Origin of the sequence: Micromonospora globosa (assembly GCF_000717585.1) — a bacterium.
Taxonomy (GTDB): Bacteria; Actinomycetota; Actinomycetes; order Mycobacteriales; family Micromonosporaceae; genus Micromonospora; species Micromonospora aurantiaca.
The window spans coordinates 1-20121 of the sequence record NZ_JNZR01000032.1; the positions used below are offsets into that span (position 1 = coordinate 1).

Annotated in this window: 22 protein-coding genes; 12 read left to right on the forward strand and 10 right to left on the reverse strand. The window is 74.4% G+C overall.

The window, feature by feature from the left end:
• Window positions 1-318 precede the first annotated feature (318 nt).
• From IF06_RS0125245 to IF06_RS0125255, 3 genes are read right to left on the reverse strand one after another with little or no spacing between them, the layout of a single operon-like run.
• A complete protein-coding gene (locus tag IF06_RS0125245; RefSeq protein ID WP_013286144.1) occupies window positions 319-882 on the reverse strand; it encodes a GerMN domain-containing protein in 564 nt (187 codons plus the stop codon).
• Window positions 879-2228, reverse strand: a complete 1350-nt coding sequence (locus IF06_RS0125250) for a sensor histidine kinase (protein ID WP_030273968.1) — start codon at window positions 2226-2228, stop codon at window positions 879-881. Before IF06_RS0125250 ends, IF06_RS0125245 begins: the two co-directional genes overlap by 4 nt.
• Window positions 2225-2899, reverse strand: coding sequence for a response regulator transcription factor (locus IF06_RS0125255; RefSeq protein WP_013286142.1), 675 nt, complete (start codon window positions 2897-2899; stop codon window positions 2225-2227). The genes IF06_RS0125250 and IF06_RS0125255 overlap by 4 nt, the downstream gene beginning before the upstream one ends.
• Window positions 2900-3048: 149 nt before the next feature.
• Between IF06_RS0125255 and IF06_RS0125260 the strand changes: the two genes are divergently transcribed.
• The 5 genes from IF06_RS0125260 to IF06_RS0125280 all read left to right on the forward strand — a co-directional run bounded on the left by IF06_RS0125260 (window position 3049) and on the right by IF06_RS0125280 (window position 6191).
• Complete coding sequence (locus tag IF06_RS0125260) at window positions 3049-3414, forward strand: STAS domain-containing protein (RefSeq protein WP_013476930.1); 366 nt, start codon at window positions 3049-3051, stop codon at window positions 3412-3414.
• A gap of 9 nt (window positions 3415-3423) precedes the next feature.
• The gene (locus tag IF06_RS0125265) at window positions 3424-3738 is read left to right on the forward strand and encodes a GlsB/YeaQ/YmgE family stress response membrane protein (protein ID WP_013286140.1); all 315 of its coding nucleotides are present in this window, start codon (window positions 3424-3426) and stop codon (window positions 3736-3738) included.
• A complete protein-coding gene (locus tag IF06_RS0125270; protein ID WP_013286139.1) occupies window positions 3735-4301 on the forward strand; it encodes an STAS domain-containing protein in 567 nt (188 codons plus the stop codon). The genes IF06_RS0125265 and IF06_RS0125270 overlap by 4 nt, the downstream gene beginning before the upstream one ends.
• Window positions 4295-4585: a BON domain-containing protein gene (locus IF06_RS0125275; RefSeq protein ID WP_030273971.1), complete on the forward strand. Its 291-nt coding sequence runs from the start codon at window positions 4295-4297 to the stop codon at window positions 4583-4585. The genes IF06_RS0125270 and IF06_RS0125275 overlap by 7 nt, the downstream gene beginning before the upstream one ends.
• Before the next feature lie 139 nt (window positions 4586-4724).
• Window positions 4725-6191 carry a cellulase family glycosylhydrolase gene (locus IF06_RS0125280; protein WP_030273972.1) on the forward strand — a complete coding sequence of 489 codons (1467 nt, stop codon included), beginning with the start codon at window positions 4725-4727 and terminating at the stop codon, window positions 6189-6191.
• Window positions 6192-6235: 44 nt separating this feature from the next.
• Here IF06_RS0125280 and IF06_RS0125285 read toward each other — a convergent pair whose 3' ends face one another.
• A complete protein-coding gene (locus IF06_RS0125285; RefSeq protein WP_030273974.1) occupies window positions 6236-7126 on the reverse strand; it encodes an AurF N-oxygenase family protein in 891 nt (296 codons plus the stop codon).
• A gap of 48 nt (window positions 7127-7174) precedes the next feature.
• Here IF06_RS0125285 and IF06_RS0125290 point away from each other — a divergent pair, with 48 nt between their 5' ends.
• The 4 genes from IF06_RS0125290 (at window position 7175) to IF06_RS0125305 (ending at window position 9662) form a co-directional block, all read left to right on the forward strand.
• Window positions 7175-7891, forward strand: a complete 717-nt coding sequence (locus tag IF06_RS0125290; protein ID WP_013476934.1) for a TetR family transcriptional regulator — start codon at window positions 7175-7177, stop codon at window positions 7889-7891.
• The gene (locus IF06_RS0125295) at window positions 7888-8157 is read left to right on the forward strand and encodes a DUF4873 domain-containing protein (protein ID WP_030273976.1); all 270 of its coding nucleotides are present in this window, start codon (window positions 7888-7890) and stop codon (window positions 8155-8157) included. The genes IF06_RS0125290 and IF06_RS0125295 overlap by 4 nt, the downstream gene beginning before the upstream one ends.
• A 21-nt stretch (window positions 8158-8178) precedes the next feature.
• On the forward strand, window positions 8179-8817 hold the full coding sequence (locus tag IF06_RS0125300) for a YdcF family protein (RefSeq protein WP_013286133.1): 639 nt from the start codon (window positions 8179-8181) through the stop codon (window positions 8815-8817).
• 83 nt (window positions 8818-8900) lie between these two features.
• The gene (locus IF06_RS0125305) at window positions 8901-9662 is read left to right on the forward strand and encodes a glycosyltransferase family 2 protein (protein ID WP_030273979.1); all 762 of its coding nucleotides are present in this window, start codon (window positions 8901-8903) and stop codon (window positions 9660-9662) included.
• A 24-nt stretch (window positions 9663-9686) separates the two neighbouring features.
• On the opposite strand, the gene IF06_RS0125310 is transcribed toward IF06_RS0125305, so the two are convergent.
• The 3 genes from IF06_RS0125310 to IF06_RS0125320 all read right to left on the reverse strand — a co-directional run bounded on the left by IF06_RS0125310 (window position 9687) and on the right by IF06_RS0125320 (window position 12489).
• Entirely contained in the window at window positions 9687-9809 is a 123-nt protein-coding gene (locus tag IF06_RS0125310) for a 50S ribosomal protein L36 (protein ID WP_013286131.1), read from the reverse strand.
• Window positions 9810-9937: 128 nt separating this feature from the next.
• The gene (locus tag IF06_RS0125315; protein WP_030273981.1) at window positions 9938-11275 is read right to left on the reverse strand and encodes a PHB depolymerase family esterase; all 1338 of its coding nucleotides are present in this window, start codon (window positions 11273-11275) and stop codon (window positions 9938-9940) included.
• 128 nt (window positions 11276-11403) lie between these two features.
• The gene (locus IF06_RS0125320; RefSeq protein ID WP_030273982.1) at window positions 11404-12489 is read right to left on the reverse strand and encodes a DUF4037 domain-containing protein; all 1086 of its coding nucleotides are present in this window, start codon (window positions 12487-12489) and stop codon (window positions 11404-11406) included.
• A gap of 99 nt (window positions 12490-12588) precedes the next feature.
• Between IF06_RS0125320 and IF06_RS0125325 the strand changes: the two genes are divergently transcribed.
• The gene (locus IF06_RS0125325) at window positions 12589-13512 is read left to right on the forward strand and encodes a 5'-3' exonuclease (RefSeq protein ID WP_013286128.1); all 924 of its coding nucleotides are present in this window, start codon (window positions 12589-12591) and stop codon (window positions 13510-13512) included.
• A gap of 8 nt (window positions 13513-13520) precedes the next feature.
• On the opposite strand, the gene IF06_RS0125330 is transcribed toward IF06_RS0125325, so the two are convergent.
• Together IF06_RS0125330 and IF06_RS0125335 are read right to left on the reverse strand one after the other, a co-directional pair.
• Window positions 13521-14411 carry an MHYT domain-containing protein gene (locus IF06_RS0125330; RefSeq protein ID WP_013476939.1) on the reverse strand — a complete coding sequence of 297 codons (891 nt, stop codon included), beginning with the start codon at window positions 14409-14411 and terminating at the stop codon, window positions 13521-13523.
• A 165-nt stretch (window positions 14412-14576) separates the two neighbouring features.
• Window positions 14577-17357, reverse strand: a complete 2781-nt coding sequence (locus IF06_RS0125335) for a DEAD/DEAH box helicase (protein WP_030273983.1) — start codon at window positions 17355-17357, stop codon at window positions 14577-14579.
• 85 nt (window positions 17358-17442) lie between these two features.
• Here IF06_RS0125335 and IF06_RS0125340 point away from each other — a divergent pair, with 85 nt between their 5' ends.
• Together IF06_RS0125340 and IF06_RS0125345 are read left to right on the forward strand one after the other, a co-directional pair.
• Window positions 17443-18207, forward strand: a complete 765-nt coding sequence (locus IF06_RS0125340) for an HAD-IA family hydrolase (RefSeq protein WP_030273984.1) — start codon at window positions 17443-17445, stop codon at window positions 18205-18207.
• Window positions 18208-18264: 57 nt separating this feature from the next.
• Window positions 18265-19227, forward strand: a complete 963-nt coding sequence (locus IF06_RS0125345) for an EamA family transporter (RefSeq protein WP_036311534.1) — start codon at window positions 18265-18267, stop codon at window positions 19225-19227.
• On the opposite strand, the gene IF06_RS0125350 is transcribed toward IF06_RS0125345, so the two are convergent.
• A complete protein-coding gene (locus IF06_RS0125350; RefSeq protein ID WP_036311536.1) occupies window positions 19190-20116 on the reverse strand; it encodes a diacylglycerol kinase family protein in 927 nt (308 codons plus the stop codon). The two genes, IF06_RS0125345 and IF06_RS0125350, sit on opposite strands and share 38 nt — an antisense overlap.
• Between the last annotated feature and the right edge of the window lie 5 nt (window positions 20117-20121).

Sequence of the window (20121 nt, forward strand, 5' to 3'; positions counted from 1 at the left end):
GTGGTTCGCCAGCGGCAGCCACGCCTCGATGACCTGGTTGCGCAGGGCGGCCCGCTGCGGGTGGTCGGCCGGCAGTGCGGCGAGCGCCGCGATCAGCTCGCTGGCGCGGGTCTCCTCGCCCGTCTGCGGCGCGCGGTGCACCTCGGTGGCGGTCGATCCCATGGTCATCGTGGTCATGCTGCCCTTCCTGTCCTCGGAGAACGGGTGGCCTCCCACACCGGTCGTGCCAGCCACACTAGACCAAAGGTCACCACCAAATCAACCGAACGGACGATGGAGATTTCGGTTCATATACGGACAGAGCGGCGATGAAGGGTGTCAGCGAGGTAACAGCGGCCGGTAGTCGGCGGCGGTGAGCGGCAGCGCGGAGAGGCTCCCGTCCGCGCGTGGCACCTCCAGCGGCTGGCCGTCCCGGCGGAACGCCACGCTGAACACGTCGGGCCGCTGAGTGAGGCTGCACACGATCTGCCCGAAGGCCAGCACCTCGTCGTTGCGGCCGGTCTCCTCCCCGGCCTGGCGTACGTCGACCGTGGCGAGCGTGCCGGCCAGCGTCGCCCCGGCCACCGCGACCGTGCCGGGCAGCGCCGTGGCCAGCCCCTGACGGCGCTCGCCGCCGTCCGGACCGGCCAGCAGGTGCTGGAGGTGCGCATCCACCTCCGGCAGCCCGTCCACCCGGCGCTTGACCACGACCAGCCCGTCGTCCCGGACGAAGCAGAACGGCTCGTCCACCCGCCCGTCGCCGTCGGCGGTCGAGGACACCGTGGGGGTCGGGAACGCGCCCGGTGGCGTCTGCACCAGGCGGGGCTCGTCGTCCACCGGCACCCCGCAGCCGGCCAGCAGCACGGCCGCGAGCAGGGCGGGCAGGAGCCGCCGGCGGCTCATCGCAGCGCTCCGGGCAGCTCGACCCGGAACCGGGCGCCGGGCTCGCGGTCCAGCACCGCGGCCGTACCGCCGTGCGCGGCGGCGTGCTGCGCCACAAGCGCGAGCCCGAGACCGGTGCCGTCGGTGCCGGCCCGGTCGTGCGCCGCCCGCCCCCGCACGAACCGGTCGAAGATGATCTCGCGGTCACCGGGCGGTACGCCCGGACCGTCGTCGTCGACCTCCAGCACGCCCACGCCGTCGCTCCCGCCGAGGCGTACGGCGACCGGCCCGCCGCCGTACCGCTCGGCGTTCTCCACCAGGTTCAGCAGCGTCTGGGCGAACCGGCGCCGGTCGACCCACCACAGGCGCGGGGCGTCGCCCTCGACCGTCACCAGGCTCTCCGGCAGCGACCGCTCCCGGCAGACGGTCCGGGCCAGCTCCAGCACGTCGACCGTCTCGCGGTGCGCCGGCTGCTCGGTGCGGGCAAGCTGGATGAGATCGTCGACCAGGCGCTGGAACCGGGTCACCTCGTCGGCGACCAGGCCCGCCGCGGTCGCGGTGCGTTCGTCCTGGTGCTCCCGGCGGCGGTGGAGCACGCTCGCGGCGGCGGCCAGGGTCTGCAACGGCGAACGCAGCTCGTGGCTCACGTCGGCGGCGAAGCGCCGGTCCCGCTCGATGCGGTGCACCAGCTTGTCGACCATCTCGTTGAACGAGCTGGACAGGCGGGTGAGGTCGGGATCGGTGGTCGGGTCGAGCCGGGTGGCGAAGTCGCCGGCCGCGATCCGTTCCGCCGCGTCGGCGACCGCGGTGAGCGGCCGCAGGCTGTGCCGGGTGGCGTACCAGCCGAGCGCCGCGCCCGCCCCGGCGACCATGATCGCCACGGCGATCAGAGCCAGGCCCACCACCTGGAACGTCTCCTCGACCTCCCGCAGCGAGGTCAGCTCGTAGTAGCCGAGCGCGCCGGGCAGCGGCACGCCGACAAGCAGCACGGGCTGCCCGTCGAGCCGGATCCGCTGCACGGCGGGCTTGCCGTCGGCCACCACGCGCTGCAACTCCACCGGCACCGAGCTGGCGCCCACGTCCGCGGTACGGGCGTACCAGCCGTCGGGCAGGTGCAGCAGCGGGCGGCGCGCGCTGCCGGTGTCGAGCGAGCGCAGCACGGCCACCACGTCCGGGGTGCCGGTGTCCAGGCCGGAGCGGACCACGGCGGCGTCGTAGTAGGCGGCCCGTACCGCGGTGCGCTCCCGCTCGTCGAGCAGCGAGCGCCGGGTCAGGTCGTACGAGAAGAGGGCCATCAGCGCGGACAGCAGCAACGCTCCGACGGCGAACGCCGCGGTGACCCGGGCGCGCAGGCCGGGCCGGGTCATCGCTGGAGCTTGTAGCCGAGGCCGCGCAGCGTGACCAGGTGGCGCGGGTTGGCCGGGTCGGATTCGATCTTCTGCCGCAGCCGGCCCACGTGCACGTCGACGAGCCGCTCGTCGCCGGTCTCGTAGCCCCAGACCCGGCTGAGCAGCTGCTGGCGCGACAGCACCCGCCCGGCGTGCTCGGCCAGCTCGCAGAGCAGCCGGAACTCGGTGCGGGTGACAGGCACCGGCTGTCCCGAGCGCCGCACCTCGCCGGCCTCCGCGCTGATCTCCAGGTCGCCGAAGAACTGGGCGGGCACCGGCCCGGCCACCGTGCGTACGCGCCGGCGCAGCGCCCGCAGCCGGGCGGACAGCTCCTTGATCGCGACCGGCTTCACCACGTAGTCGTCGGCGCCCGCCTCCAGCGCGGCGACGATGTCGTGGGTGTCGTCGCGGGCGCTGATCACCACGACCGGCACGTCGTCGTCGCGGCGCAGCTGACGGATGCAGTCGAACCCGTTCATGCCGGGCAGCATCAGGTCGACGAGCACGTAGTCCGCCGGCTTCTCCCGCTGCCGGCGCAGGCCGTCCTCGGCGGTCGGCGCGCCGTACGCCTCGTAGCCCTCCTCCTCCAGGGCGAGCTGCAGCGCGAGCCGGATGCGGTCGTCGTCCTCGATCACCAGTACGGCCGTCATATGGGCATCATGACCGGCCCGGCACGGGTCGCCCAATCGCGTGGGCCGTTCGTGGTTTTTGTCATCGAACCGTCATACAACCGTCCGGTGACCTCCAAGATCCCTGCGCAGAGTGGGGTCTGACCCGATCCCACCACGGAAGCGACCAGATGCCTGCCAGCCTGCCGTCCCCGCCGGAGTCCGCCGTGCCGCACGTGCGCGTGGACATCACCGACGAGCTGGACCTCGCCGGGCTGCCCGAGGTCGCCCACGTGCTGGACCGCATCCTCGCGCTACGGCCCCGCGAGCTGACGATCGACCTCGCCGGGTGCCGGCATGTGGACGCCGCCGCCGTCGCGCTGCTGCTGGACGTGCACCGCCGGCTGGCGCGGCAGGGCGGCCTGCTCACGCTGAGCAATCCACATCCGCGGATCCGGCGCATCCTGGAGAACTCCGGGCTCGGCGCCGTACCCGTCGTCGACACGCCCCGTCCGGCCGCGCGCGGCCGGGCCCGGGTCGCGTCCGCATCACGCTGAGGAGGAGTGGTGACCGGCAGCACGCTCGTCGGAGCGCTCGTGGTGGGTCTGGCCGTCGGCGGGCTGGGACGCCTCGTCCTGCCGGGGCGCAAGGCCGTCCCGGTGTGGCTGACACTCGCGCTCGGCGTGGCGTCCGCGCTGCTCGGCGCGATCGTGGTCGGGCTGGTGGACCACCGCACCGACGGATCGCCCGTGCTGCCGCTGATGGTGCAGACCGGCTTCGCCGCCGTGGCGGTCGTGCTGGCGGTGGTCGCCGCGGGCCGGCCGGAGGCGGAGGGGCAGACGCCGCCCGGTACGGGCGGCCGGCGGAAGGAGGAGGTGTGACCGTCGTTCCCGCGGACCACCTCATGATGCTCATCTGCGACGCCTGCGGCGACAGCGTCACCGGCACCGGAGCCACGCTGCCCGACGCCGAGGTGGTGTGGACGCTCGTGTTCGAGCACGACTGGGTCGGCTCGCCGTTCGCGTCCGGACCGCATCACTGCCCCCGGTGCAGCGCCCGGGCGGCCATCGCCGACGACGGTCTGGGCCTGGACGAGCTGGAACAGGTCGCCGGCACCCCGGCCGCCCACGACCTCGACCCGGCCACGGCGGTCCGCCGCGCTCTCGACGAGCGTTCCCTCCGCGACGACATGGAGCTGGTCGACCTGTCCGGCCTGGAGGTGATCGACTCCGCCGGTCTCAGCCTGCTGGTGCGCGCACACCAGGACGCCCGGCGCGACGGCCGCCGGCTGTGCCTGCTGTCCCCGTCGCGGTTCGTGCTCACCGTGCTGCACACCATGCGGCTCGACGGCGTCTTCACAGTCGTCGACGGCCGCGTCCCGGCGCCGGGCCCCGCAACCCGGCAACCGGTCCTGACCGAACAGAAGGAGCCCTCCCCGTGGTGATGCCCTGGCCGTACCCCGAGTTCCCGTACACCGGCGGCGAACCGGAGCCCGACGACGCGGACACCCGGCTCGCGTCGCTCGTCGCGCAGCGGCTCAGCGCCGACTGGACCACCCGCCGGCAGCAGATCACAGTGACCGTGCAGAACCGCGTGGTCATCCTCGCCGGCCTGGTGGCCGACCCGGAGACGCGCCTGGTCGCCGCCGAGCTGGCCTGGGACGTGCCGGGTGTGTTCGACGTCTGCAACGCGCTGCGGCTCTACGGCGGACGGCGCGGCGGCCGCTGAGCGGCGGCTGTTGCACGCATCGGCATCCACCTCTACGCTCGGCCGTGGGAGCGCTCCCCCAGGCCGCCGCGTCGGGCTTTCCGGGCAGGTTCACGACGGGCACCGTCCGTTCACCATCCAGACGATGGGACCTTCCCGCATGTTCTCGATTCCCCGCCCGTCCCGGCGGCACCTGCTCGTCGGCGGCGCGGTCGGCGCGCTCGCCCTGGCGGCGACGGCCGTCCTGCCCTCGCCGGACGCGATCGCGGCGACCGGCTGCGCCGTCACCTACACCACCAACTCCTGGCAAGGCGGCTTCACCGCGACAGTGGCGGTGCGCAACCTCGGCGACCCGGTGAGCAACTGGACGCTGGGCTTCACCTTCCCCGACGGCGGCCAGCGCGTGGTCCAGGGCTGGTCGGCCACCTGGCAGCAGAGCGGCTCGGCGGTCACCGCGCGCAGCCTGGACTACAACGGCGCGCTCGGCACCGGCGCGAGCACCACGATCGGCTTCAACGGCTCGTGGACCGGGTCGAACCCGAGCCCCACGTCGTTCACGCTCAACGGCACGGTCTGCACCGGCGGCACGAGCACCCCGCCGCCCAGCACGCCCCCGCCGAGCACCCCGCCGCCGCCGACCACTCCCCCGCCCACGACACCGCCACCCACCACCCCGCCGCCGACCGGCACCACGCCGGTGGCGATCAACGGCCAGCTCCAGGTGTGCGGCGTCAACCTCTGCAACCAGTACGGGCGGCCGATCCAGCTGCGCGGCATGAGCACGCACGGATTGCAGTGGTTCGCCAACTGCTACACCGACGCCTCGCTCGACGTGCTCGCGAACGAGTGGCGGTCCGACCTGCTGCGCATCTCCATGTACGTGCAGGAGCAGGGCTACGAGACCAACCCGGCCGGCTTCACCAACCAGGTGAACACGCTCGTGGACAAGGCCGAGGCCCGGGGCATGTACGCGCTCATCGACTTCCACACGCTGACGCCCGGCGACCCGATGTACAACCTGGACCGGGCAAAGACGTTCTTCGCCAACGTGTCCGCGCGCAACGCCGCCAAGAAGAACGTGATCTACGAGATCACCAACGAGCCCAACGGGGTGAGCTGGTCGACCATCCGCAACTACGCCGAGCAGGTCATCCCGGTGATCCGGGCCAACGACCCGGACGCGGTGGTCATCGTCGGCACCCGGGGCTGGTCCTCGCTGGGTGTCTCCGAGGGCGGCAACTCCGACGAGATCGTGAACAACCCGGTGCGGGCGCAGAACATCATGTACACGTTCCACTTCTACGCCGCGTCGCACAAGGACAACTACCGCAACGAGGTGCAGCGGGCGGCGAGCCGGCTCCCGCTGTTCGTCACCGAGTTCGGCACTGTCACCTACACCGGTGACGGCGCTGTCGACACCGCCAGCAGCAACGCCTGGCTCGACCTGCTCGACCGGTTGAAGATCAGCTACGCGAACTGGACGCTCTCCGACGCCCCCGAGGGCTCGGCGGCGCTCCGGCCGGGCACCTGCGCGTCCGGCTCGTTCGGCGGGACGTCGGTGCTCACCGAGTCCGGCGCGTTCATGCGCGAGCGCATCCGCACCGCCGACAACTTCCCCACCTCCTGACCGGGCGGCCGGCGGCGATCCTTTCCCCTTCGGGTCGCCGCCGGTCAGCCCTCCACCAGCCCGGCCCGGCGCCACAGCACCAGGCCCGGCCCGGCGACCAGGCCCAGTTCGGTCAGGTGGTCGGCGATCCGCTGCGCGGACCAGCGCAGCGTGGCCCGCCAGTGCGGGTTGGCCCGCGCCGCGGCCCGGCCGGCCGCCGGGTCGATCCCGACCGCCGCGTACGCCCGCGGGTGCACCAGGCGCCGCGTGATCGAGTACGCGGCCCGGCCGATCACCAGCCGCGAGTACGCGAGCGCGACCGGCCCGGCGGCCTCGACCTGCCGGGTCAGCTCGTCGCGGGCGAAGCGCACGTGCCGGGCCTCCTCCACCACGTGGATGCGCGACACCATCCGGATCAGCGGCTGCAACGACTCGTCGGCCATGATCTCGCGCTGGAACGAGTCGAGGATCTCCTCGGCGATCAGGATGGCCGCGTACATCTGCGGGCCGGTCGCCGTGGACTTGAGCCAGCGCCCGAGCAGGTGGTCGAACGGCTCGGCCCGGTAGACCGGCGCGCCGGCGGCCTCGATGAGCCGGCCGAACATGATGGAGTGCCGGCACTCGTCGGCGACCTCGGTGAGCGCGTACTGGGCGTGCCGGCTGGTCGGGTCGGCGTCGTAGTAGTGCCGGATCAGCATCTGCATGAGGATCGTCTCGAACCAGATCCCGGCGCTGGCCGCGCTGGCGACCTCGTGCTTGGTCAGCTCGACCCGCTGGGCCTCGGTCATGGCGTCCCACAGTGGAGTGCCGTAGAGGCTGCTGCGCGTGGGCGGCAGCCAGTACGCGCCGGGCACCGGCGGCGCCGACCAGTCGATGTCGACCACCGGGTCGTAGCTGGTGCGTACCGAGGCGGAGAGCAGGCGGTCGGCGACCGCCTCGCGCGGGAATCCGGCCATGACCCCTCCATATTGACGTAACTTCGAGTAACTGTTACGAGTGGTAGCATGCGACGGACCACCACCGATGTCAATGGCCCCGACACTCCCCCGGAGCCGGCCGCACCCCGTTCCGGCGGGCGGCGCGACCGCTGGGCCGACCACCGCGAACAGCGGCGGCAGGAACTGATCGCCGCCGCCGTGCAGGCACTGCTGCAGCACGGCCCGAGCGTCGACATGGACCAGGTCGCCGCCACCGCCGGGGTCAGCAAGCCGGTGCTCTACCGCTACTTCGCCGACAAGGCGCAACTCTGGCTGGCGGTCAGCGAGGTGGTCGCGGAGCGCGTGGTCGCCGCGATCGCCCCAGCCGTGGAGCAGGTACGCGAGGAGCGCGCGCTGGTCGAGGCGACCATCGACGCGTACCTGAGCGTGGTCGAGTACGAGCCGTCGCTGTACCGGTTCCTCGTGCACGAGTCCGGGCATCCCGGCATCCAGCAGGTGGTGACAGGCACCAGCCGCCAGGTCGCGACCGGGCTGGCCCGGGTCATCGGCGACCGGCTGCGCGCGCTCGGCCTCGACGCCGGCCCGGCCGAGCCGTGGGCGTACGGGCTGGTCGGGTTCGTGCAGGCGGTCGGCGACTGGTGGACCACGCACGGGCAGCCGATCCACCGGGCCGCGCTCACCGAATACCTGACCACGCTGCTGTGGAGCGGCATCGAGGGGGTCCGCCGGGGCGCGGACCTGCCACCGGAGCTGACCCGCGCGCACGAACGGATCGACAGGTGACCTGGGAGGGCACGGCCCAGATCGCCGGCACCACGGTCCGGCTGCACGGCGGCGGGCGGTTCGAGCCGGTCGACGGCCGCTACCACTGGGCCGGACGGGTCGAGCCGGAACCGCGCCTGGTCCGGCTGCTGCGCTCCGGCCGCCGCGACGTGGAGGTCCGGATCGGCGATCGGGTCGCCCGGGCCCGGCTGGCCGAGGTGGACCCGTGGGGCGGCGTCCGCATCACCGGTGTCGGCACGCCACCCTGGCCGCCGGACGACGAGTGATCCGCGCCGTACCGTGAAGGGATGACGTCTCCCGCCACCGTGCTGCTGGTCTTCGGCCGTGGGGTGGTGGCCGGCGACGACGGCTACCGGCTCACCGCGGAGAGCGTGGCGCGCACCGAGGCCGCGGTGGCCTACGTCCGCGCGCACGCCGAGGCGTTCCGCCGCGCGCCGGACGCCCGGGTGGTGTTCACCGGCGGCTGGCCGCACGGGCCGGCCGGCGCGCCCGGCCCGCCCGCCGGATACCGGGAGGCGGAGCTGATGCGGGCGCTGGCGCGCGAGGCGGGACTCGACGCGTACGCCTCGTCGGCGGCCGAGACCCGCTCCCGCACCACTGTGCAGAACCTGGCGCACACCGTCCAGGACGGGCTGCTCGACGCGGCGGAGTTCACCGCGCAGCGCCCGCTCGGGCTGGTCTCCCACCCGTGGCACCTGCCCCGCGTCCGGCTGCTCGCCGCGCGCGTGCTCGGCCTGTCCGGCCCGGCGCTGGCCGACGTGCCGGTGACCGCGCCCGACCCGGTGCCCGTCCGGCGGGAGCGGGCCGCCCGGGCGTTCAGCCGGATCGGCTTCCTCGGTGTGCGTACCCCGGAGGCGTCGCTGCGCCGCGAGCGCGCGCTGGCCCGCGCCGCCGACCGGATCGGACGCCTCACGCCCCGGCGGTGATTCACCGGGGCGGGCCCGGGGTACGAGCGTCCTCGATCGACCCGGCGGGCCGTGCCGGCGGGCGAGTCCACCCGGGAGGTTCCGTGATCGTGCTCGTGCCGGTGTACCGACCGGGTGACCGTCTGCCGCCGCTGGTCGGCGACCTGCGGGACGCCCTGCCCGGGGCGGACGTGCTCGTCGTCGACGACGGCAGCGGCCCGGCCGCCGCCGGGGTGCTGGACGCGGCCCGCGACCGGGGCGCGACCGTGCTGCGCCGCCGGGTCAACCGGGGCAAGGGCGTGGTGCTGCGCACCGGCTTCCGGTACGCCTCGACGCACCACCCGGGACGCGACGTGATCTGTGTGGACGCCGACGGCCAGCACTGTGTGCCCGACGTGTGCGCCGTGACGGACCGGATGCGCGCCACCGGAGCGCCGACGCTCGGCGTACGCGGGTTCGACGGCGAGGTCCCGGCGCGCAGCCGGTTCGGCAACGCGGCGACCCGGGTGGCGTTCCGCCTGGCGACCGGCCGGGACGTGCGCGACACCCAGACCGGGCTGCGCGCCTACCCGGCCGCGCTGCTCGGCTGGCTCACCACGATCCCCGGTGACCGCTTCGAGTACGAGATGACGGTGCTGCTGCGGCTGGTCCGCGCCGGGCTGCCGGTCGAGCAGGTGGAGATCGCCACCCGCTACCACGGCGACAACTCGGGCTCGCACTTCTCCGCGCTCGCCGACTCGGTACGGATCTACCGGCCGCTGGCCGCCTCCGCGCTCGCCCGCCTGACCGGGCACGCCGAGGTGGGCGACGTGCCGGCCGCCGCCGTCACGACGTCGCGTCCCACACCTGCGTCTCGGACTCCCTGAGCGGGTCGCGCGGCGACGACGGGCTCAGCCCTGCCGGGCCTTCTGCCGCCGGTCGGCCTTGTTGAGGACGAACAGCCTGCCCCGGCGCCGGACCACTATCGAGTCGGCCTTGCGCTTGAGCCCGCGCAGGGAGCTTCGGACCTTCATATCCGCTCCTTCGGTTCCCGCCGGTGTCCGTCCGGCACGGGTACCCGCCGGGGCGGAGCCCATGCCCGGCGGGGTGGCGGCGTCACCGTGTCCGGGACGCCGCCACCCGCCGTGCGAGCGGGGACGGATCAGGCGGTCGTGCAGGTGCTCCCGTTGAGCGCGAACGAGGCGGGCCTACCGGTGTTGCCGGTGTGGGTGGCCTGGAAGCCGATGTCCACCGAACCGCCCGGTGGGATCGACGCGTTGTAGGACACGTTGCGGGCCGTCACCGCTCCGCTGGACGGGCTGTACGTGGCGTTCCAGCCTCCGGTGATCGTCTGACCGCCCGGCAGCGTGAACGCGAGGTTCCAGCCGTTGATCGCCGTGGTGGACGTGTTGGTGATGGTCACCGCGGCGGTCAGGCCGTTGTTCCAGGCGTTCACCAGGTACCCGACCCGGCAGGCCCCCGACGGCGGCGGCGTGGTCGGCGGCGCCGTGGTGGGCGGAGGCGTCGTCGGCGGGGGCGTGGTCGGCGGCGCGGTGGTAGGCGGCGGCGTGGTGGAGTCCAGGCCGAAGAAACGGATCGCCTGCGCCGCGTCCACCGGCAGGTTGTGCGAGACGCCCTGCATGCTGATCGCCTCGACGGTCGCGGTGCCGCCGGTGCCGCCGTAGCGGGTACGCGTGTAGCCGGCCTGCGGACTGTCCGTGTACGCGGGCGTCTGGCCCAGCCCGTTCACGTTCGTCCACTGGTCGATCTGCTCGCCGAAGTTCGGGTAGCGCAGCGTCTCGTCGTTGGTGCCGTGCCAGATCTGCATCCGCGGACGCGGGCCGGTGTAACCCGGGTACGCGTTGCGCACCAGGTCACCCCACTGCTGCGGGGTCTTCAGCACCTGGCCGTTGGCGCACTCGCTGTTCCACTCCGAGCCGTTGGTGGTGGCGAAGCAGCCGAACGGCACACCGGCGAACGCGGCGCCGGCCCGGAACACGTCCGGGTAGTCGCCGAGCAGCACGTTCGTCATCATCGCGCCGGACGAGGTGCCGGTGGTGAAGATCCGCTGCGAGTCGACCGGGTAGCGCTGCCGCACGTGGTCCACCATCGACTTGATGCCCACCGGGTCGCTGCCGCCGTCGCGGCGCAGCGCCTGCGGCGAGGAGACGTCGAAGCACTTGCTGCTGCGGGTCACCGACGGGTAGACCACGATGTAGCCGTACCGGTCGGCGAGCGACGCGAACTGGGTGCCGGAGTACATGGCCGGGCCGCTGCCGGTGCAGTAGTGGTTCACCACGAGCAGCCCGGGACGGGCCGCGACGGTGTCCGGGACGTACAGGTACATGCGCAGGTTGCTCGGGTTGGCGCCGAAGTTCGTCACCTCGGTCAGCGCGGCGGCCGAGGCCGGCCCCGGGACGGCGAGCGCCGCCCCGACGGCGAGCCCGGCGGCGGCCAGCGCCGCGCCGAGCAGCCGGAGTCCGCTCCTTTTGGACAGCATGCTGTTCTCCTCGGTGGTGGGAACGCCGCGTGTCGCGGCGTTCTCGCCGGCGAGGCGCCTGCGACGGGCGGCCCGGACCCTCGGAGACGAGATAGACAGTCGCGGATCGATGCGACTCGAATCGGAGTCTAGGCCCCCACCGGCGGGCCGACAACCGCGGCGGCCACCCGGCGGGCGCGGTCGGCGTGGGTGAGCACGTCCACGCTGTCCACGTACTGGTCCACAGCGCCCACCGGCGGGCGGTCGCGCAGCTCCGGGTCGGTGATGGCGGCACGCAGCGTCTCGACGAACCGGCAGGCGTGCAGCACCAGGAACGGCCGATCGTGGAACGGCCGGGCGGCCGGGTCCACCGGCGGCGCCGGCGCGGCGTCGTTGGTCCAGCCGGCCACCGTCTCCAGCGCCCGGACCAGGCCGGGCTCGCGGGCCGCCCAGTCACCCGGGCCGAGCGCGGCGGCGAGCCCGTCCACCACCGGCGCCGCGTCCGGCAGCGTCGCGAAGACCGTGCCGAGCCATTTCGCGTACGGGGGCCAGCGGCGGTGCAGCAGCAGGCCGAGGCGCATCAGATCCCGGGCCAGACCGGCGACCACGACCCGGCTGCCCAGGTCGTCGCCGACCTCGGCGCACCGGCCGGCCAGGTGCTCGGCCTGCGCGACCCGCTGCCACCCGGAGGCGAGCACGTACCGCCACACGTCGTCCGGATACCAGGCGAGCCGGGCCCGGACGCCGGTGAGCGCGCCGTCGAGCCCGTCGTGGAACACCGCTCCCCCGGTCAGCTCGGCCAGCCGCTGCGTCGGCGTCGCCAGCCAGTCCGCCGCCGCCAGTCCGGCGCGCGGGTCGGCGCCGAGCCGCTCCCGCAGCCATCCGCCGAGTTCGTCCACCGTCACGCCGTGCCGGTCGCCGTCGGCGCGGACCGTGCCGAGGCGCGCCGCCGGGCCGCCCGCGTACCGGGTCGGCCAGCCGAGGAACCGCGCCGGCAACTCCGCGTCCAGCACCGCCCGTACCGGCGCGACGTCGTGCGCCTTCCCCACGAAGACCTGGGTACGCGGACCCCAGTCGTGGTCGGTGGAACGGGGCGTGTCGAGGCCGAGCAGCTCGGAGCCGCCGTCGAGCAGCCCGGCGGAGTACGGCAGGCCGGGCAGCCGCCGCGCCAGCAGCGGACCCACCACCTCGTCGTGGAACCGGCGGGCCAGGATCAGGCCGGGTACGAAGCTCACCCCGCCAGTCTGCGCATCGGACGCCCGTCGCGCGCCCCGGTTTCCGGTCCGGCGGTCGCCTCCCCCATCCCGTCACAGGGCTGTGGAAGGCTTGTCGCCGTGGCACACCGACAGCCGATCCTCCTGATCGACTCCCCCAGCCTCTACTTCCGCGCCTACTTCGGCATCCCCGAGTCCGCCGCGAAGACCGGCGACGGCCAGCCGGTGAACGCCGTGCGCGGCTTCCTCGACATGCTCGCCCAGCTCGTGCGCACCCGCCGGCCCGACCGGATGATCTGCGCGTTCGACCACGACTGGCGGCCGGCGTGGCGGGTGGAGCTGCTGCCGTCGTACAAGGCGCACCGGGTCGCGCCCGAGGGCGGCGAGGTCGTGCCGGACACGCTGTCCCCGCAGGTGCCGATGATCCTGGAGGTGCTGGACGCGCTCGGCATCCCGGCCGTGGGGGCCACCGGCTACGAGGCCGACGACGTGCTCGGCACGCTCGCGGTGACCCAGCCGGGCCCGGTCGAGGTGGTCTCCGGAGACCGCGATCTGTTCCAGCTCGTCGACGACGCGCACCCGGTGCGCCTGCTCTACGTCGGCCGGGGCGTGGCCAAGCTGGACGACTGCGACGACGCGGCGGTCCGCACCCGCTACGGCGTGCCGGCCGACCGGTACGCCGACTTCGCGGCGCTGCGCGGCGACCCCAGCGACGGGCTGCCCGGCGTCGCCGGCGTCGGCGAGAAGACCGCCGCCCGGCTGATCGACCGCTACGGCGGGCTGGACGGCATCCTGGCCGCGCTGGACGACCCCCGTTCCGGTTTCGCGCCGGGGCTGCGGGCCAAGCTCGACGCCGCCCGCGACTACCTGGCCGTGGCGCCGAAGGTGGTCCGGGTCGCCACCGACGTGCCGCTGCCCGAGCTGGACCCGGCACTGCCGACGTCTCCCGCCGACCCGGACCGGCTGCTGGAGCTGGCGCAGCGCTGGAACCTGGCCGGCTCGTGCCGCCGCCTGGTCGACGCGCTGGCGGGCGACCGATCGTGATCAGTTGATCACGAGGGGCGGTCGGTGCTCCGGCGGGTCGGGAACTGGGCGCCGGGCTGCGCCAGCGTCGAGCGGGCGCGCAGGCCGACCGGGTCCGGCGCGGGCTCGGCGGCGGCGGCCGCGTACGGCGCCTCGTCGAGCCGCGAGCTGACGTACGCGGCCCCGGCCCGGTCGTCGTCCGACGGCGCGGCGAGCAGCGCGTAGACGAGCCCGACCACGCCGAAGACCACTGCCAGCACGATCGGCACGAGCAGACCGCTCACCTCGGTGCCGGATGCCGGGCCGCGGCTCTCGTGCAGGTGCACCGACAGCGCGCTCATGCCGGTGAAGTGCATTCCGTTGACCGCGATGCCCATGACCAGCGCCGAGGCGGCGATGGCGAGCGCGCGCCGGACGGTCATCGCCAGCCAGAGCGCCACGGTGGCGGCCACGATCGCGATGACCACCGACAGCGTCACCCGCAGCGGGTCGTAGCCGAGTGAGCCGTCCAGGCGCATGGCGGCCATGCCGGTGTAGTGCATGGCGGCCACCCCGGCGCCGGTGAAGAACCCGCCGGCGAGCAGCCGGGGCGCGGCGAGCCGGCCGGTGCCCACGATCGCCAGCCCGATGCCGACCGAGGCCACCGCGATCGCCGTGCTGGCGGCCGTCAGCGGCACGTCGTAGCGGATCCGGGTGCCGCCGACGGCGAAGCCGAGCATCGCCATGAAGTGCATGGCCCAGATGGCCGTGCCGCCCAGCGCCCACGCGGCGAGCAGGCCCCACCAGGCGCGCTGACCGGCACTGGTGGCGGTCCGGATCCGCCCGGCGCAGACCAGCCCGAGCGCCGAGCCGAGCACGGACAACGCGTAGCTGAGCGCAGGTGTGATCCACCCGTACTCAAAGTGATTGATCTCGCCCACGACGCCCTTCCCTCACCATCGGCCGAGCGCGACCCACGGCGCCCCGGGCAATGATGGGATAGGCCCTGACCAGGGCGCACATCGGCCCCCCGACAATTCGTGGGGTGGCAGCGCCGTGACGCAGCGGTGCGTCGGTTTCCGGAAACCGATGACCGAAAGTGACCGTTAGGCGGAGGCGTGGTAGGCCAGCACGCCCCGGTTGACCGCCGCGATGGCCTGCCGGGCGGTGCCGCGCAGCTCGGCCGAGGCGCCACCCGAGTCGGCGACCTGCCCGAGCAGGTCGACCACCTGGCGCGCCCAGCGGACGAAGTCGCCCGCCGGCATCTCCCCATCGATCTGATGGCCGCTGGCCAGCACCTTCGCCAGCGCCTCGCCGCGCGCCCACCGGTAGATCGGCCAGGCGAAGCCGAGATCCGGCTCCCGGGTCACGGCCAGGCCGCGCGCCGCCTCGTCCGCCTCGATGTCGCCCCACAGCTTGAGCGTCTCGTCGACCGCGTCGGCCACCGCGCCGCGCGGCAGCGACGCCCGCTCGTCGACGTCCCGCCGGGCCTCGAAGACCACCACCGACACGGCGGCGGCCAGCTCGGCCGGGGACAGGCCGTCCCACACCCGGCGGCGCAGGCACTCGGCCACCAGCAGGTCCGCCTCGGTCCAGATCCGGGCCAGCATCCGCCCGGCGTCGGTGACCTCGCCGTCGGCGGCCAGGTAGCCGCGCGCCGTCAGCAACGCGACGATCCGGTCGAAGGTACGGGCCAGCGAGCCGGTCCGCCCGGACACCCGCTGACGCAGCTCCTCGGTGTCGCGTTCCAGCCGGCGCCGCCGCTCCGCCCAGCGGGCGTGCTCCTCCCGGTCCGGGCAGGCGTGACACGGGTGCGCGCGCAGCTCCACGCGGAGCTGGCTGAGCCGGTGGTCCTCGCCCACCGCCTGACGGGACCGGCCGCCCCGGCGGCCGCCGTGCCGGTCCAGGCCGGTGCCGCTGACCGCGGCGGCCAGATCCCGCCGGGCCGCGGGCGAGCGGTGGTTGAAGTGCTTCGGCACCCGGATGCGGGTGAGCACCTCGGCCGGGGTGGTGAAATCACCGGGGGTGACCCGCCCGGCCCAGCGGTCCTGGGTGAGGACCAGCGGCCGGGGCTCGCCGAACCCGCCGGTGGCCGGGTCCAGCACCACCGCCAGGCCGGCCCGCCGCCCGGACGGCACCCGGATCACGTCACCGACCCGCAGCCGCTCCAGCGAGGCGACGGCCGCCGCCTTGCGCTGGGTCTGCCCCTGACGGGCGATGGCCCGTTCCCGGTCGGCGATGGCCACCCGCAGCGCGAAGTACTCGTCGAAGTCGCCGTGGTGGCAGGCGGCCTCCACGCCGTACGCGTCGATGGTCTCGGTGTTGCGCTGCACCTGCCGGGCCAGGCCGACCACCGACCGGTCGGCCTGGAACTGCGCGAACGAGGACTCCAGGAGCTCCCGGGCCGGCGCCGCGCCGACGCTGCCGACCAGGTTGACGGCCATGTTGTACGACGGCCGGAAGCTGGAACGCAGCGGGTAGGTGCGGGTGGAGGCGAGCCCGGCGACGTGCCGGGGGTCGGTCTCCGGCGACCAGACGACCACCGCGTGGCCCTCCACGTCGATGCCCCGGCGACCGGCCCGGCCGGTGAGCTGGGTGTACTCGCCGGGGGTGAGGTCGACGTGGGCCTCTCCGTTGAACTTCACCAGACGCTCCAGCACCACGCAGCGGGCCGGCATGTTGATGCCCAGCGCGAGCGTCTCGGTGGCGAAGACGGCCTTGACCAGCCCGCGGACGAACAGCTCCTCGACGACCTCCTTGAACGCCGGGAGCATGCCGGCGTGGTGCGCGGCCAGGCCGCGCTCCAGGCCGTCGAGCCACTCCCAGTAGCCGAGCACCGACAGGTCCTCGCCGGGGATGGCGGTGACCCGCGACTCGACCACCCGGCGGATCTCGGCGCGTTCGTCAGGGGAGGTCAGGCGCAGCCCGGCGGCGAGGCACTGCTGCACGGCGGCGTCGCAGCCGGCCCGGCTGAAGATGAACAGGATGGCCGGGAGCAGCCCCTCCCGGTCGAGCCGGTCGACGATGTCCGGGCGCATCGGGCCCCGCCAGCGAGGGCCGCGCCGCCCGCCCCCGGGGCCGGCACTGCGGCCCTCGCCCAGCTCCAGGCGGCGCACCGTGTCGCGGGTGTAGCGCAGCAGCTCGGGGTGCACGTCGTGCTTGCGGGCCGCGTCGGCGTCGTGGAACAGGTCGAACATCCGCTTGCCGACGAGCATGTGCTGCCACAGCGGCACCGGCCGGTGCTCGGAGACCACCACGGCGGTCTCTCCGCGTACGGTGACCAGCCAGTCGGCGAACTCCTCGGCGTTGGAGACGGTGGCCGACAGCGACACGAGCGTGACCGACTCGGGCAGGTGGATGATCACCTCTTCCCAGACCCCGCCGCGGAACCGGTCGGCCAGGTAGTGGACCTCGTCCATCACCACGTACGCCAGGCCTTCGAGGGTGGCCGAGCCGGCGTAGAGCATGTTGCGCAGCACCTCGGTGGTCATCACCACCACCGGCGCGTCGCCGTTGATCGCGTTGTCGCCGGTGAGCAGGCCGACCTGCTCGGCGCCGTAGCGGTCCACCAGGTCGTGGTACTTCTGGTTGGACAGCGCCTTGATCGGCGTGGTGTAGAAGCACTTGCGCCGGGTCGCGGGGGCGTCGCCGCCGGGCCGGCCCCGCAGCGCCAGGTGCACCGCGAACTCACCCACCACGGTCTTGCCGGCGCCGGTGGGCGCGCAGACGAGCACACCGCTGCCCCGCTCCAGCGCCTCGCACGCCTCGCGCTGGAAGTCGTCGAGATCGAACCCGAGATCCAGGGAGAATTCGTCCAGGGCCGGGAAGGCGGAGGCCTGCGCGGCCCGGCGGCGCGCCGCGGCGTACCGCTCGGCGGGGCTCGACATGGATCCAAGATTAATCGGTGCCGCCGAGGAGCACCGGTCAAGGCCATCCGGCAGGACGGTCGGAGCGGTCGGTAGGGTGCACGACGTGCCGGACCGTACCGAACTGCCCCACGTCTCGAGCGGCGCCGACGACGCCGTCCGCCCGGGCCCGTCCCGCCGGCCCGTGGAGGCGGTGCTCTTCGACTTCCACGGCACCCTCGCCCAGGTGGAGGAGCCGCTGGCCTGGGTGCTCGCCGCCGCGGCCGCCTGCGGCGTCGAGCTGGACCGCATCCGGGCCACGTCGCTGGCCGACCGGCTGCTCACCGCCGGGCGTGCCGGTGGCCCGCTGCCGGCACGGGTGCCGCCCCGGCTGGCCGAGCTGTGGGCCGACCGGGATCTCTACCCGCACGCGCACCGGGGCGCGTACACCGGGCTGGCCGAGACCGTGGACACCGGCATCGACGGGTTCGCCGACGCGCTCTACGAGCGGGTGCTGGTGCCCGAGGGCTGGGTGCCGTACCCGGACACCGCTCCGGTGCTGGGTGCCCTGCGCTCCGCCGGGGTGAAGGTGGCGGTGGTCAGCAACATCGGTTTCGACCTGCGGCCGCTGTTCGCCGCCTGGGACCTCGACGCGCTCGTCGACGCGTACGCGCTGTCGTACGAAATGGGGCGCTGCAAGCCGGACCCGGGCATCTTCCTGCGCGCCTGCGGGATGCTCGGCGTGGACCCGGAGCGCACGCTCATGGTGGGCGACACCCCGGCCGACGCGGGCGCGGTGGCGGCCGGGTGCGGGGTGCTGGTGCTGCCCTGCGCCGACGCGGGCCGCCCGAACGGACTCGGCGCGGTGCTGGACCTGGCCGGGGCCGGCTGAGCGTTCACCTGCCCAGCGGCGCGAACCCGCCGCGGCGCACCGGATACCGTCAGGGGCATGACCGGTGCCCACCCCTTGCCGCCGCGTGCGCCGGGACGGCTCGGCGGGGTCGCGCTGGTACTCGGCGGGGCGCTGTCGGTGCAGTTCGGCTCCGCGCTCGCCGCGCTGCTGTTCCCGCGTACCGGGGTGGCCGGGGCGGTGACGTTGCGGCTGACCATCGGCGCGCTGCTGATGCTCGTGGTCTGCCGCCCCCGGGTACGCGGGTACGGGCGACGCGACTGGGCGGCGGTGCTGGCGTTCGGGCTGGCCCTGGCCGGCATGAACTCGATCTTCTACCAGGCGATCGAGCGGATCCCGCTCGGTCCGGCCGTCACGCTTGAGGTGCTCGGCCCGCTGGCGCTGTCCGTGATCGCCGCGCGCCGGATGGCCGCCTGGTGCTGGGCCGCGCTGGCGCTGGCCGGGGTGGTCCTGCTCGGGCAGGGCGGGTTCGACCGGCTCGACCCGGCCGGCGCCGCGCTGGCGCTGACGGCGGGCGCCATGTGGGCGGCGTACATCGTCTGCTCGGCGCGGATCGGCGCGCGGTTCCCCGGCGCGGACGGGCTGGCCCTCGCTCTGACCGTCGCGGCGCTGCTCACGCTGCCGTTCGGGCTGGCCGACGGCGGCGGTCGCCTCGCCGACCCGGTGGTGCTGGGGCTCGGTACCGGGCTGGCGCTGCTCGCCTCGGTGCTGCCGTACAGCCTGGAGCTGGCCGCGCTGCGGCGGCTGCCGACAGCGACGTTCGCGGTGATGATGAGTCTCGGTCCGGCGATCGCCGCCGTGGCCGGCTGGCTGGTCCTCGGCCAGGCGCTGCGCCCGGTCGAGGTGCTCGCCATCGCGCTCGTGGTCGCCGCGAGCGCGGGCGCGGTCCGCGCCGCCGCGCCGCCGCCTTCTCCCGCGCCGCCGGCCGTTCCCGGCGTGCCGTCCGAGGCGGACCCGGCGGGGGTCAGCGCAGCAGCCGCAGCGCCGCCGGCACCGCGGTGACGGTCACCGGCAGGTCGAAGGAGCGTTCCCCGTCGGCGTACGTGGTGATGCCGTCGGCGGACAGCTCCACCGTCCGCGCCCGGTAGACGCGCGCCAGCGGGTGCGTGACGTGGGTGCCCTGGTAGATCTGCGGCTTGACCCGCATCAGCGTGCGCCTGTCGAACCGGCCGCCGACCACCACGTCCAGCAGGCCGTCGTGCGGGTCGGCGTCCGGGCAGATCCGCATGCCACCGCCGTAGCTGGCCGTGTTCCCCACCGCGACGAGCACCGCGTCGACCTCCTGCACCACCCCGTCGAGGACCAGCCGGTAGCGGCGCGGCCGCAGCCGGGCCAGCTCCACCACGATCGCCAGGTCGTACCGGCGCGGGCCGCGCGGCCAGCGCATCCGGTTGGCGCGTTCGTTGACGATCGCGTCGAAGCCGGCCGCGAGCACCGCGCCGAACCAGCGGTCCGCCTCGCCGGGCCGGGACAGCCGCGCCAGGTCGACCGGGCGGGTGCGGCCGGCGGCGAGCGCCGCGGTGATCACCTCGACGGCGGCCGTCGGGTCGGCCGGGAAGCCGGTCTCCACCGCGAAGTCGTTGCCGGTGCCCGCCGGGACCGGCCCGAACGCCACGGCCGTGCCGGCGACCGCCTGCATCGCCCGGTGCACGGTGCCGTCGCCGCCCACCGCGACGAGCGCCCCGGCGCCGCCGGCGACCGCGGCGTGGCACGCCGCCTCCGCCTCCTCGGGGGTACGCGCGCGCAGCAGCTCGACCGGGCGGCCGGCTCCGGCGAGGCGCTCCAGGATCCCGGGCAGCAGACCGCGGTGCCGCCCCCGGCCCGCGGTCGGGTTGGCGAGCACGGCGACGGGGCCGGACGGGACATGATCGTGCGCGGTCACGGCGAGCACCGTAC

Excerpts from the sequence above, each read along its gene's own strand:
- IF06_RS0125245 (WP_013286144.1), bottom strand. The coding sequence starts at position 882 with ATGAGCCGCCGGCGGCTCCTGCCCGCCCTGCTCGCGGCCGTGCTGCTG.
- IF06_RS0125335 (WP_030273983.1), bottom strand. The coding sequence starts at position 17,357 with ATGTCGAGCCCCGCCGAGCGGTACGCCGCGGCGCGCCGCCGGGCCGCG.
- IF06_RS0125345 (WP_036311534.1), top strand. The coding sequence starts at position 18,265 with ATGACCGGTGCCCACCCCTTGCCGCCGCGTGCGCCGGGACGGCTCGGC.
- IF06_RS0125310 (WP_013286131.1), bottom strand. The coding sequence starts at position 9,809 with ATGAAGGTCCGAAGCTCCCTGCGCGGGCTCAAGCGCAAGGCCGACTCG.
- IF06_RS0125315 (WP_030273981.1), bottom strand. The coding sequence starts at position 11,275 with ATGCTGTCCAAAAGGAGCGGACTCCGGCTGCTCGGCGCGGCGCTGGCC.
- IF06_RS0125260 (WP_013476930.1), top strand. The coding sequence starts at position 3,049 with ATGCCTGCCAGCCTGCCGTCCCCGCCGGAGTCCGCCGTGCCGCACGTG.
- IF06_RS0125255 (WP_013286142.1), bottom strand. The coding sequence starts at position 2,899 with ATGACGGCCGTACTGGTGATCGAGGACGACGACCGCATCCGGCTCGCG.
- IF06_RS0125290 (WP_013476934.1), top strand. The coding sequence starts at position 7,175 with ATGCGACGGACCACCACCGATGTCAATGGCCCCGACACTCCCCCGGAG.
- IF06_RS0125280 (WP_030273972.1), top strand. The coding sequence starts at position 4,725 with ATGTTCTCGATTCCCCGCCCGTCCCGGCGGCACCTGCTCGTCGGCGGC.
- IF06_RS0125285 (WP_030273974.1), bottom strand. The coding sequence starts at position 7,126 with ATGGCCGGATTCCCGCGCGAGGCGGTCGCCGACCGCCTGCTCTCCGCC.
- IF06_RS0125300 (WP_013286133.1), top strand. The coding sequence starts at position 8,179 with ATGACGTCTCCCGCCACCGTGCTGCTGGTCTTCGGCCGTGGGGTGGTG.
- IF06_RS0125250 (WP_030273968.1), bottom strand. The coding sequence starts at position 2,228 with ATGACCCGGCCCGGCCTGCGCGCCCGGGTCACCGCGGCGTTCGCCGTC.